This window comes from Hydrotalea lipotrueae, from assembly GCF_019249625.1.
Taxonomy (GTDB): Bacteria; Bacteroidota; Bacteroidia; order Chitinophagales; family Chitinophagaceae; genus Hydrotalea; species Hydrotalea flava.
The window spans coordinates 1-13,666 of sequence record NZ_JAESDL010000007.1 but is presented as its reverse complement, the minus strand read 5'-3'; the positions used below and the strand labels follow the sequence as shown (position 1 = coordinate 13,666).

The following is a 13,666-nucleotide window of genomic DNA, read 5'->3' as shown; positions in this document are numbered from 1 at the left end:
TAATGAATGGCGTTATTTTATGTGGTGGACAAAGCACTCGTATGGGGAATGATAAAGGAATGATTTCAATAGATGATCGTACATGGGTTCAGGCCGCTTCTGAAAAGTTATCGCTACTTGGTATTCCTGTACTTATTTCAGTGAACAAATCGCAGCAAGAAAAATATAAAATATATTTTTCATCTGAAAGGCTTATTACCGACAATAATTCTTTATTAGTCAAAGGCCCGCTTTTAGGACTGTTAAGCGTTCATTTGCAAAGACCTTCAGATGATTTTTTTGTATTTGCCTGCGATATGCCTTTTATGGAGTTTTCATTAATCAAAAATCTATATTGTCAATATCAACAAAACAGTACAAATACATTTGATGCATATATCTATACAATTGAGGGTGAAGCTGAACCCTTATGCGGAATTTATACTGCAAAGGCATTGGAGTTCGTAATGCAAATGTATTACACCGGGCAACTATTAAAACATAGTATGAAATTTATACTAGAACATTTAAGTGTTTATAAAATACCTGTATCTGCTGATAAAAAAATATGTTTTCGAAATATGAATGCTCATGCAGATTTAAATGGCTTGTAATCCCAATGAAGCCTTACTCACTAATACAAAATTTTCTTTTGTTGCATCACATACCGTACATTTATAAGCACTGTCTAATTGGTTAAATAAAGTGCCTGGAGCTATTTTATTTTCTGGTTCTCCAATTTCTTCATCGTACACTGTTAAACATTTCCGGCACTGGTAAACCATAGTTGGTATTGATAAATTTGATTCAAAATATTCTTCTTTTATAGCGGTTTCTTTTAATAAATCATTTTTACAGAAATTTTCATAATAATATTTACATAATGAAATAAGATAAGTGGCCAAATGTTCTTTACTTACATTGTTTCTGAATACAATCAATTCATTTGAGTTTGGATTGAAACCTGAACTATATAAAATATCAAACTTGCTTGAAGGTTTTAATGTATCTCTTATTACATTATATTGTTTTTTAATAATTATAGAGCCAAACACACCTGACTTTGGTTGAGTTTTTACTGCAATGCATAATCCATAGGTACGAACATCATCTTTATCTAATTGCCTAATGATATGCTGTTTGATACTAAGACCTTCTTCGTTGGTATCTTCTACCTGCCAGTTCAATTCATTGGAGGCATGTCGAACATTAATTCGATGCCTGTTCAAAATAAAACTCCACAAATGTCTATGCTTTTCATCAATATTTTTTATAATCAAAGATTTCCATGGTGTTGTATATAACTGTCCTATCTTGGTTTCCAGGCATAGTTTACAAATATCTTTTAGGAACGAAACTTTAAATAATTCGTTGCGCTGATATAGTCCTAACCAGGATTTAGTACCATAATTATTAAATCCTTCATAATAAGGAAGTTTAAATTCTGGCAGAAACAGGTTTTCTTCCACTGGTTTTGATATAATACTGATGCTTGAATGAACTTGTTCGTAAATAATGTCGCCATAAGCAAGGTTGTTATCATAATATAGTTCAGGATTTTCAAAAATAATTTTTTCAATAAATTTAGATAAACGTGGAATTTCGTTGGTATATATTAAATCTTTCCATTGATAAATTATATTTGTTTTTGGGAATCGAATATACAAATACCAAAAATGAATATTTTTTGAGGCAATCCAGTTAATATTACCTGTAAAAAAAGGAGTAAACGTTTGGTTGTTATCAGCGATGTTTATTTTGATTGCAGGTCTGTAATCAAACAGATCAAAAATATCTTTATATACCCCTTCCTTTACCCATGAATCTCTGATAAATATTTCTTCAGCAGGATATGAACTGAGGATGTTGGGATAAGAATCTATTTTATTTTCATATTGAATGTTATGTAAATTTAATGATGCCACTACTTTCTCATATTCTTTGTGCGATACATCAATCAGTAATTGCTGCCTCAAACCAAAACGAACATTATCAATTCCGGCAACCTCTAAAGCTTCTAAAATATTATGCAGATATCCCGGCGAGATAATCCCTCCTGTGAAATTAATTTTAAATTTAAATGCATGTCTCATATAATTTCTTTAGGATAATTTGAATTCTCTTATTGCTTTTATAAAATTTTTATTCTCATGTCCTGGTCTGCACAATTTTAGTAAGGCAAAACGTTGTAAATCGCTCAAATTTTTCCATTGATTAAGATTAATTGGTAAGTTGAATTCACTGGCTTTTGTTAAAAATTTTTCTGGAATTTTTTCTATATTTGACCATTCAGGGTCATCTTCAATTTGCAAATTTGTTGGGTCTAAACCGGTGTATTTTTTTATAATAATTTTTGTATAATTATAATATTTTTTTTTCTCTTTTTTAGTTGTAATATTGATTGATGCCAGTTTTTTCTTTTCGTTTAAACTCATCATTGCCCATTCTTTTAATTTTAATTTTATTCCTACTTCATCCATTTTAAATCTTACAATCATTGGAATACAACGAACATTTTCCTCAACAAAATCTTCTTCAAATTGAAAATATTCTATTTTTTTTGTATGTTTAAAAAAATAATGTAACTTATTTAAGTTAATATGTTTTTTTATTTTCATCACTTTTCGATTTGTAATTAAATCTATACAGTCATTATTTTTTTTTCTTCTGTTAAATTCATACATTCTGACATTTTTTTCTCTAAAATGGTCTGTACTTCAGGCCTGCAGCTGCCGCAACCCATACCCGCACCGCTGGACTCGCATAATGATTTTAAATCATTATATCCCTGTTTAATTTTGTTAATAATATTACCTTCACCGATGTTGCCGCAACTGCAAATCAATTTACCCAATAGCGGCTCTGTTTTATTGCCTGAACGCAATAATAACAGACGTTTTTCTGAAAGCTCTGTTTTGTTCTCGATTAGATCTTTAAAATCAAGGAACTCAGTTTTATCTCCGATTAAGATTGCCCCTATTAATCGGTCATTGTGAATGAGGCATTTTTTATAATAGCGTTTGGCCTTATCTATAAAAACTACCTCTTCATACTCTTTATTGTCAGGAGATTCAATAGTGCCTATGGAAACAAAATCTGTTCCACGCATCTTTAAAATATTCATAAATATTGAGCCTTCATAATATTTTGAAATATCGCCTGAAATATATCGTGCTGCTATGTCAGCCTGTTGTTCTGCTGCAACTGTAATCCCATACAAAAATCCTTTAAACTCTGCAATTTCCCCTACTGAAAAAATATTTGGATCACTGGTTTGCAAATATTCATTTACTATCACGCCTCGTTTACAATTCAACCCGCAATCTTTTGCAAGTTTAATATTCGGTACTGTACCTATAGCAATTATAATTGCCTGGCAATCAATTATTGCACCACTTTTTAATTTGATTCCTTCAACAGAATTATTGCCAATTAAGCGCTCAATTTCATCATTATAATAAATTTCTATATTTTTACTATGCAACTCTTCGTGCAATAGTTGACTACCCAGCTGGTCTAATTGCTTGTCCATTAATCTTGAATTACGATGAACAATGGTTACATTCAAGTTTACTTCACGAAGCGAAGCTGCTAATTCTATTCCTAATATACCACCACCAATTATAATTACTTTTCCTTTGGCAGGGTCAATATGATTTTTAAAACTATCCGCATCGTTTCTGTTCCTCATAGTGAATATGCCTTTCAATGGAGGTACATCCCGGAGCTTAGCAGCCCGGCTACCGGTTGCTATCACCAATTTATTATAGTGATGTATTTCCCCATTGCTATCAGTTACTGTTTGATTTAATCTGTCAATTTGCTCAATACTTGTACCTCTGTGTAATTTAATGTTTAATTGATCTTCATCATCATCTGTCATTTTTACTAAGTGTTGCCAGTTTTGCCAACCACTAATGTAATCTGGCAGCATAACCCGATTATAAAAAGGAAAGGCTTCTTTGCTAAAAACAATAATTTCGTCTGCTTTATTTCGATCACGATAACTCTTTATGAACCCAAACGCGCCTGCTCCTGCACCTATTATAATAATTTTTTCTTTTGCTTTTTTATATCCCTGTATCTGAACGGCAGTATATTTAAAATCAGGTTCTTTTGATTTTGGGTCAACTAAATTATTAGTAAGGTTGTTTGCCCTGTTTAGATCGCTTTTTAAAATTTTTCCCCAATGCATTGGTAAAAAAACGACTCCTTGTTTTATGTTTGATGATATTCTTGCTTTCACCCGCACTTGTCCGTTTTTACTGTTAATTTCTACCAAATCATTTTCTTTGATATTTCTTTGAGATGCATCATCAGGATGTATTTCTAAAAATGATTCAGGAATGTGAAGTTTGAGTTTATTTACTTTTCCTGTTTTACTCATGGTATGCCATTGATCTCTGATACGCCCGGTAGTAAGTATTAAAGGAAAAATTTCATCCGGCTTCTCCAGTTCAATATGATCATTAATGGTATGTATAATTGCCCTTTTAGAAGGTGTATCAAACTGATGGTTTGTAAACAATCGTTTAGTACCACTCCCTTTTTCACCAGAGGGGTAGGGCCATTGTACCCCATTTTGTATTTTTAATATATTATAACTTAAACCACTAATGTCAATTTTTGTATTTTTAGTAAGTGCACAATGCTCATCAAAAATTTCTGATGATGTTTTATAGTTAAACTGTTTATAACCCATTTTTTGCGCAAACCTGCAAATAATTTCAGCATCTGGTAAGGCTTCTCCCGGGGCATCTACAATTTTGTTCAAGTAAGAAATTCGTCTTTCAGAGTTGGTCATTGTTCCTTCTTTTTCAGCCCATGTGGCTGCAGGAAGCACAATATCTGCATATAGTAAAGTTTCCGGTTTATTAGACGCTTCCTGAACTACAACGAATTTTGCTTTTTTTAGTGTATCTTCTGCCAATCGAACATTAGGCAGGCTAACCAATGGATTGGTGGATACAATCCATATTGCCTTCAGTCTGCCATCGTTTAATGCTTCGAACATTTCCGTTGCTGTGTACCCGGGTTTAGGAGATATTTGCTTTCCTTTCCAAAAATTCTGTACATAAATTCTGTGTGCTGCATTGGCTAAATCCCGGTGTGCGGGTAACAGATTGGCCATGCCACCAACTTCCCTTCCTCCCATTGCATTAGGTTGGCCGGTTAGCGAAAATGGTCCGGAACCCGGCTTCCCAATATGGCCTGTAATAAGATTAAGGTTAATTAGACTTAGGTTTTTGTTAACCCCAATAACGCTTTGGTTCAGTCCCATCGCCCACATTGAAATAAATCCTTTTGCATTACCAATAAATGAAGCTGCCAAATAAATTTCTTTTTCTTCCAGACCACAGATAATTGCAGCTTCAGCAATTGTTCTTTGCATTACGTTATTTCGGTATTGTTCAAAACCCTCCGTACTACATTCTATAAAATTGATATCGATATCTCCTTGTTCAATTAAAGCCCTACCTATGGCATGATGCAATACTACATCTGTTCCGGGATTTAATTGCAGGTATAAACTTGCTTTAGTTGCAGTTTGAGTTTTTCTCGGATCACTAACAATAATTTTCAAATTAGGATTTGTTTCAAGAGCTGCCTCGATTCTTCGCCATAAGATAGGATGACACCATGCAGGATTTGCACCGGCAATAAAAATACAATCAGCAATTTCAATATCATCATAACTAATAGGCATACTGTCTTGCCCCAAACTCATTTTATACCCGGTTACTGCACTACTCATGCACAACCTGGAATTGGTATCAATATTATTGCTGCCAATAAATCCTTTCATCAATTTATTGATTACATAATATTCTTCTGTGAGGCATTGTCCGGAGGCATAAAAAGCAACTGAGTCCGGTCCATATTTTTCAATAATTGATGTAAAAACTGCGGCGGCCCTGTTTAAGGCCTGCTCCCACGATACTCGCTGTCGTAATTGGTTTTTATTATACCGCATTTCAGGATATAAAAGTCTGTCACTCTGATCCATTACTGTATAATGCAGATTCATACCTTTACTGCAAAGCATACCTTTGTTCACCGGATGTTCTTTATCGCCTTCAACAATTATGTTTCCATGTTGGTCATTATTTATTACAATACCACACCCCACGCCACAATAGCAACATGTTGTTTTCATTGCTGACTTATTCAATAAGCTATAATTTGTTTTTATGTCTTTTTGTTCAGGCATGAATTGTCCTTATTTCTTTCTGTTTTTTTTAACTTGCCTTGTTTATAATACAATTTTATGCTATAGCTAATTCTGTATTTGGATGAATAGATTCAGACTTTACCACCTTATAAAAACGAGTTATAAAAACTACAACTGCAACTGTAATTACCATATATCCGATATAGGTAAAAGCCTGTACATAAGAAATATTCGTTGATTTAAATAAAAATCCAAATAACATACCTCCTACATTGCCTCCGGCTCCAACAATACCACTAATAAGTCCTACATTTTTTTCATTGACAAAAGGAACAATACCATAGGTTGCACCATTTGCCATTTTTAGGAATAATGCAAATGAAAGCATGGAAATAATTGCAAAAAATAAAGTGCCTGCATGCGCAAAAATGATAATGCCTATACCCTCCAGCAAAAGCATCATGGCTAAAAGCCACCCTTTCCCTTTCATTCCGAACTTTTTTCCTATTTTATCAGACGCAACTCCTCCCAGCGCACGGGCAAACAAATTCATAAAGCCAAAGATACCTGCCCAAAAACCGGCAGAAGATTGTGATAATTTAAATGTATCAACAAAGTGCAGGGAAGCCACATTGTCGAAAGTTATTTCCATACCAAAGCTCATAGCATAAGCCAATGCAAGTGTCCATATCCGCCAATCTCGAATCACTGACCAATCTGTTTTTTTTCTCGAATTTTTAGCTTTGTTGAGTTCAGAAAAATTTCCTTCCGGAGTGTCTTTAGTATATCGGTAATAGAGTATGGCTACTAACAGCATCATGGTTCCCGGAATTATCATGGCATATCGCCATGCTTCATGTTTTGTAAAACCAGCAGCAACTATTGCAGCAAAAATCAGAGGCATTAACATATTTGTTACCCCACCTCCTAAATTTCCCCATCCTCCCGCTATAGCATTAGCGGTACCTTTGATGTTACCAGCGAACATAAGGGAAGTATGGAATTGGGTAATTACAAACGAAGCGCCTATTATCCCGATTGCTGCTCTAAATAATAAAAAACTGGTATAATCTTTTGATAAACCAACAAGGAAAACCGGTATGGATCCAAATATGAGTAAAAAGACAGCTGTTAATCGGGGGCCCCATATATCGCATAATTTTCCTATAATTAATCGGGCAATGATAGTAGAAGAGACAGAAATAATAACCAGATTGCCAATCTGTGATTTTGTAAGGTGTAGGTCAGTACGAATGGTTGGCATTAAAGGTGCAAGACCGAACCAGCCAAAGAAACAAACAAAGAACATTAGCCAGGTAATGTGAAAACTGCGCATTTGAACACCCCTGATACTGAATATATTTAATCGATTAAGTGGTTTTGTATTTGGAGAAACTTGCATAATAAATAATATTTTAGTTGCTTAAAATAGATAATAGTAATTAGGAAGCGTTGGGTTTTTATTTGAAAAAGAATTCAGGTTTTATATCTAACATAAGATAAGCCCAGTTTGCTCCTGATCTGGCATTTGCTATATTTTTTACATTAGGTGAGGTAAGTAAAGCCGTGCTAAAATAATGAGAATAACCTGACTCTATATTAACTTGTTTTGTAATACTATAAGAACCTACAAAGTCAAACTCAGTGCCCAATCCCTTTTTATTACTACTCAGGTTATTAGGGTTAACAATACTCGTTGCACTTGAGAATGAATGTAAATCTGCTGTAATCCAAAACTTTTCTGAGGGCGTGTATTTAGTTTTTAAATAAACATCAACCAATCCACCTTTACCAAATGGACTTGCTGCATAATAATAATCCATGAGACCCCAGAATTTATGGGGGGTTCCATACAAAGGATCAAAAGTATTGCTTGTATTACCGCTTTTACCACCGGATGTATAATCAATTCCAATTCCAGTGTTAATCTTTTTATTAAAAATATATTTTGCAAAACCACTGAGTAAATAAGAACTCAATGGTTGGCCTGTTGCATTTTTACCAAATTGATAATAGGTAGAAGCAGTTACAGCAACACTATTTAAAAAGAGGTCATTAAAATAGAGGCCGGTAGTGGCTCTTCCCCATACACCAGTTTGGAATATTTTTGTTGCATTACTATCTGTAGTATACTTATTGAATTGGTCTGTAAAAAACAGGAACGAAACATTTCCATTTGCCAATTTTTTACCTATGTATAAGAATTCCATACTTTTATACATGCTGCCGCCATTGGTGTTAGCAGCATAATTACCCGGCGGGGTGCTGTAGTAAATTGTACCTGAAGAATTTGAAGTATTTTGATTAAATGCACCAGCTAAATGTATCATCCATTGGTATGTTTCATATTTCAAAACAGCAGCGTCATGTGTTCTGGCCTGTTGAAGCCAATCGAGATTTCCAATGAGGCGTTGGTCATCATACACTAATTCCTGTCTGCCTATCTTTAAGCTTAGTGCTTTGTTTTTTAGGGTAGTGTCAGTAAGTAGTATTTCAGCCCATGCTTCATGCAGCATTAATCCATTGTTGTTTTGTGTGGTCGTTTGGTTAATTGTTGATACATCCTGCCCCCATAGCCTAACATCCTGTAAAGACAACCCAAATTTTAACCGATAAGATTTAAAACCGGCAATAAGTCGTGTGCGTTGCGAAATGAAGAAAGCAGGAGCTAAACCATTAGACAAAGGCGCACCCTGACCATCTCTGAACTCAGATCTTGGCCTTATTTGACCAGAAAGCGAAAATTGGGCTTGTAATGGTAAGAAATCAAACAAAAAGATTATACCAAAAATTCCCACAGCAATTAATTTTTTTTTCATGTAAATTCGTTTGGTTTTAAGTGAACGTATTTATTTAAAACATAGAGCCTGGGCAGGGTGCAATCTACCAGGCTTTATATTTTGAATGCTTTCATATAATATTTTCCTTGTGTTTATTGATGAAACCTATGTATACAAAATCGTTTTCCAGTTTAACAGGGAAAGTTCTAATATTACAATCTTCGCTTTGGTTCATACTACGCCCATCAATCAGCGAAAATGTTTTTTTATGAAAAGGACAAGCCACTTTTGGTTCATCGTTTTGAGTTCCAATTATTCCTCTGCTTAATGCCATTTGGTGTTTGTGTGGGCATAGATTTTGTGTTGCATACCATTCACCACGTCTGCTGAAATGGAACAATGCAATTTGTTCATTTTCATATTTAACACATACACCGCCATTTAAAGGGACGTCATTTTTATGACAAGCGGGTAGCCATATAACACTATTTTCCTCCAGCTCTGTTTGAGGATGTGAAATTTCTGTAGTTGTTACATTCATATTTTAATATTTATTTGTTTTTAATATTTCCAATTTGCTGCTTTTTTCTGCTCTCTCAAATTTTCGAATTGAACAGTAGGATCTTTTTCAGAAGGTGCATTCACGAAATGCGAGAAGCGTTTACGCAATTCAGGTGATTCGACCACCTCTTTCCATTCGCATTTATAGCTGTTGATCAGTACGCTCATTTCTTGCTCTAATTGCTGATTAATACCAAGACTATCATTAATTATTACATTACGTAAATAATCAATTCCACCTTCCATTTTATTAAGCCAGGTTGCAGTTCGTGTTAATGGATCAGCTGTTTTTATATAAAACATAAGAAACCTGTCAAGATATTTTATGCATGTTTCTTTATCAATGTCAGTTGCAAGGAGTAATGCATGCTGGGGTTTAGAGCCGCCATTGCCACAAATAAATAGATTCCAGTCTTTTTCTGTAGCAATAATGCCAAAATCTTTTGATTGTGCTTCAGCACATTCACGGATACAGCCGCTTACACCACCTTTCAGTTTATGCGGTGAACGTAATCCACGATACCTTTCTTCAATTTCAATTGCAAAACTTACACTGTCATGCAGGCCAAATCTGCACCAAGTTGAACCAACGCAGCTTTTTACTGTTCGAAGTGCTTTCCCATATGCATGACCACTTTCAAAACCCGCTTCAATCAGTTCCTTCCATATTTCTGGTAAGTCATTTAAATGGGCACCAAACATATCAATTCGCTGCCCACCCGTTATTTTTGTATAGAGATTGTATTTTTTTGCAATTTCACCAATCACAATTAATTTATCTGGTGTAATTTCTCCACCCGGAATTCTTGGCACTACTGAATAAGTACCGCCTTTTTGAATATTCGCAAGATAACGGTCGTTAGAATCCTGCGCAGTGTCATTTCCTTTTTTTAATATCATTTCATTCCATAAACTTGCTAATATTGAAGCTACAGGCGGTTTGCATAATTCGCATCCATCACCCTTACCCAAAACATCCAATACTTCGTCGAATGATTTAAGGTTTTTTAGTTTGATTAAATCATATAATTCCTGACGCGAATAATTAAAATGTTCGCATATAACATTTCGAATATACTTGCCTTGTGTTTTCATTTCATGGAGCATCAAGTCTTTTACCATTGGCATACATCCTCCACAGCCGGTACCTGCTTTTGTACATTGTTTTATTGCGTCTATCGTTTCACATCCCTGCAATACTGAATGGCGTATATCTTTTTTGGTAACACTTTCGCAACTGCATATTAAAGCTTCATCTGGAAGGCCTGAAACACCTGGTCCGGCTCCAGGTTCACTTCTGCCCGGCCCTAAAAGTATATCTTGAGGATTTTTAGGCAATACAAGTTTGTTTTTTGTTGTTTGCAACAACATGTTATATGTTTCTGCCTCTCCAATTAATATACCACCTAAAAGGTATTTACCATCTGCAGTTATATTTATTTTTTTATATATACCTTTTAGGGTATCTTCATATACAAGCGAACAACAATCAGTAGATTGAATAAAAGGATCACCAAAGCTGGCAACATCAATGCCAATTAATTTTAATTTGGTGCTCATGTCATAGCCATTAAATATTTTATTACCATTGGTAAGGTATGATACTACAACATCTGCCATTTCATAACCAGGTGCAACTAAACCGTAAATCATATTGTTATATAAAGCACATTCACCGATAGCAAAGATTCGAGCGTCACTGGTTTGTAAATTATTATTCACAACAATCCCTCCACGTAAACCAATTTCAAGACCTGCCTGTTTGGCAAGTTCATCTCTTGGCTTTATTCCGGCAGAAATTACCAGCATATCCACGTCAATTTTTGAATTATCTGAGAAGATCATTCCTTGTATACAATCATCGCCAATAATTTCTTTTGTATTTTTATTCGTTTGAATTTTCAAACCAATTGCTTCTAATTTTGATTGAAGAATTTTTGAACCGATATCATCAATTTGTCGTGGCATAAGTCGGGGTGCAAATTCAATTACCTGTGTATGTGCTATGCCGAGGTCAATCATTGCTTTTGCTGCTTCAAGACCAAGCAGTCCCCCGCCAATTACTGCACCATTTTTTGCCTTTTTTGCAAAATCCTTCATTAATTCCAGATCTTCTATCGTTCGATACATGAATACCCCCTTTTTTTCTATACCGGGAATGTCTGGAATAAAGGGCGATGATCCCGTAGCAATAACCAGATAATCGTAAGAGCTCTTGATACCCTTATGCGAATACACGATTTGGTTTTTTCTGTCTATGCTTTTTATGGGGTCAGCTAAGTGCAGTTGGATATTATTCTCTCTGTACCAGTCAGATGGCGCTAAGTATAAATTTGCCGCAGACGTGCCGGAAAAATAATCAGTTAGATGAACGCGATCATAAGCAGGTCTTGGTTCTTCTCCGAATACTGTTAATTCAAATTGATTTTGTTTTGCTTTTTTCAGCAGCTTTTCACAGAATTTATAACCAACCATACCATTGCCAATAATTATTATTTTCATTTTAAACGATTTTAGGTCATTAAAAAGGAACTTATAAAAATGGCAACAATCGTATTATTTGTAATTTTATGTGATAGAATATTATCAAAGATGATTATTTTATCAAAAAAATTATCATTTAGTAGATAAAAATAATCAAAATGATTAAATAATTAGTTATTTTTGATAAAAAATATTATATATTTTTATTTACAATGTTATTTTTATGCCTAATCCTTATTTATTATTAGTTGGGGCGGGGCCTGGAGATCCTGAACTAATTACATTAAAAGCAATCAATGCACTTAAGTCTGCAGACGTTATATTATATGATGCGCTTGCAAATGAAACATTGTTGCAATATGCAAAATCAAATACCGTCAAAAAATTTGTTGGCAAGCGATATGGATGCCATTCTCTTTCTCAACAAGAAATTAATCATCTCATTATTGAATATGCATTTTCACATGGAAAGGTAGTAAGACTTAAAGGGGGAGATCCTTTTGTTTTTGGTCGTGCACAAGAGGAGATTGATGCTGCCCGCAATGCAGGCATTCAGGTAGAGGTGATTCCAGGCATATCCAGTGCACTTGCTGTACCTGCATCACAAATGATACCACTCACGAGCCGGGGTATTAATGAAAGCTTTTGGGTAACTACCGGTACAAATAAAGCAGGAAAAATTTCGCCCGATTTAAAATTGGCTGCACAGTCAACTGCAACCGTCGTTATTTTAATGGCAATGAGTAAACTGGAAAAGATCATGCAAATTTTTTCAAGTTATGGAAAAAACGAAACTCCTGTTGCAATTATTCAAGATGGCACTACTGAAAGCGAAAAAATTATTATTGGAAAAGTAAAGGATATTTACTTAAAATCACAATATGCAGGACTTACAAATCCTTCTATAATCGTTGTTGGAGAAGTAGTAAAGTTCCATCCTTCCATAATTGCAGATTTTTTACAAAAAAATGACCTGAATTATATTTCCCCAAAAAACAAAGCTAATTTACAATGGATATAATGGGGAAAAAGAGTAGATGCTTGTTTTATTAAATGAAACAAATTAATTTGTCTTTTCCTAAAATAGGTTTACACCAAAAAGTGTAAAACATGGACAAAAAAATCATAAAAAAAGCAGGTAAATATTTTACTGAAGAAGAGAAACAGAAAGTCATACAGGAGTTAATTTCAACAGGTTGTACTAAAGTTGAAATTTGGGAGAAATGCACAGGCGAAGAAAAGGAGCATTGACAACTTCTTCGCTGGTTAAAACAACAGGCAGCACAACGGCTGCGAAGTGAAGAAGGAATACAAAACGCAAAAAGCGGTGTGCAGATGTGGAACCAGTATTTGCCAACTGGAAGCAGAATAAAGGCTTCCGGCGGTTCAGACTGCGTGGCAATCAAAAAGTATCCATCGAAATAGGCCTGATAGCTATGACACACAACCTTCAAAAGTTCACAAAGGGCAAAAACAAAGAAAATACTTTTAAAATGGCAGCATAAAAAGCCTGTCTTAAATAAATCTCCCTCCAAAATCATAGAAAATAAAAAATCCTGAACCCAATACCCCAAAATTAAAAGGCTGCATCAAAATCGCTTTTGATACAGCCTCTTTAAGATAAATACGGCAGCTACCTACTCTCCCAGGGACAAGGCCCAAGTACCATTGGCCATGAGGGACTTAACTT

At 34.6% G+C, this 13,666-nt stretch carries 10 protein-coding genes and 1 pseudogene; 4 read left to right on the top strand and 7 right to left on the bottom strand.

The annotated features are described in order from the left end of the window. Nucleotides 1-2: 2 nt before the first annotated feature. Complete coding sequence (locus tag JK139_RS06080) at nt 3-593, top strand: molybdenum cofactor guanylyltransferase (protein ID WP_074418966.1); 591 nt, start codon at nt 3-5, stop codon at nt 591-593. Here the strand turns inward: JK139_RS06080 and JK139_RS06075 are convergent. The 7 genes from JK139_RS06075 to nirB form a co-directional block, all read right to left on the bottom strand. After that, on the bottom strand, nt 579-2,072 hold the full coding sequence (locus JK139_RS06075) for a rubredoxin (RefSeq protein ID WP_074418967.1): 1,494 nt from the start codon (nt 2,070-2,072) through the stop codon (nt 579-581). The genes JK139_RS06080 and JK139_RS06075 overlap by 15 nt on opposite strands. 9 nt (nt 2,073-2,081) lie before the next feature. After that, nucleotides 2,082-2,663 (bottom strand): nitrate reductase associated protein, encoded by a 582-nt coding sequence (locus JK139_RS06070; protein WP_218330824.1) that lies wholly within the window; start codon nt 2,661-2,663, stop codon nt 2,082-2,084. Further along, nucleotides 2,621-6,136, bottom strand: coding sequence for a nitrate reductase (locus tag JK139_RS06065; protein WP_218330823.1), 3,516 nt, complete (start codon nt 6,134-6,136; stop codon nt 2,621-2,623). Before JK139_RS06065 ends, JK139_RS06070 begins: the two co-directional genes overlap by 43 nt. A 109-nt stretch (nt 6,137-6,245) precedes the next feature. Next, the gene (locus JK139_RS06060; RefSeq protein ID WP_218330822.1) at nt 6,246-7,553 is read right to left on the bottom strand and encodes a NarK family nitrate/nitrite MFS transporter; all 1,308 of its coding nucleotides are present in this window, start codon (nt 7,551-7,553) and stop codon (nt 6,246-6,248) included. 58 nt (nt 7,554-7,611) lie between these two features. Next, a complete protein-coding gene (locus JK139_RS06055; RefSeq protein ID WP_218330821.1) occupies nt 7,612-8,970 on the bottom strand; it encodes an alginate export family protein in 1,359 nt (452 codons plus the stop codon). 91 nt (nt 8,971-9,061) lie between these two features. Beyond that, complete coding sequence (nirD, locus tag JK139_RS06050; protein WP_074417859.1) at nt 9,062-9,472, bottom strand: nitrite reductase small subunit NirD; 411 nt, start codon at nt 9,470-9,472, stop codon at nt 9,062-9,064. Between the two features lie 20 nt (nt 9,473-9,492). After that, nucleotides 9,493-11,994 carry a nitrite reductase large subunit NirB gene (gene nirB, locus JK139_RS06045; protein ID WP_218330820.1) on the bottom strand — a complete coding sequence of 834 codons (2,502 nt, stop codon included), beginning with the start codon at nt 11,992-11,994 and terminating at the stop codon, nt 9,493-9,495. A gap of 205 nt (nt 11,995-12,199) precedes the next feature. On the opposite strand from nirB, the gene cobA reads away from it, so the two are divergent. The 3 genes and pseudogenes from cobA to JK139_RS06030 all read left to right on the top strand — a co-directional run. Continuing rightward, nucleotides 12,200-12,997, top strand: a complete 798-nt coding sequence (cobA, locus tag JK139_RS06040; protein WP_074417861.1) for a uroporphyrinogen-III C-methyltransferase — start codon at nt 12,200-12,202, stop codon at nt 12,995-12,997. Nucleotides 12,998-13,086: 89 nt separating this feature from the next. Then, complete coding sequence (locus tag JK139_RS06035) at nt 13,087-13,227, top strand: hypothetical protein (protein ID WP_176712985.1); 141 nt, start codon at nt 13,087-13,089, stop codon at nt 13,225-13,227. Between the two features lie 71 nt (nt 13,228-13,298). Then, nucleotides 13,299-13,481, top strand: a pseudogene (locus JK139_RS06030) (transposase); the annotation flags it as partial. Nucleotides 13,482-13,666: the final 185 nt, after the last annotated feature.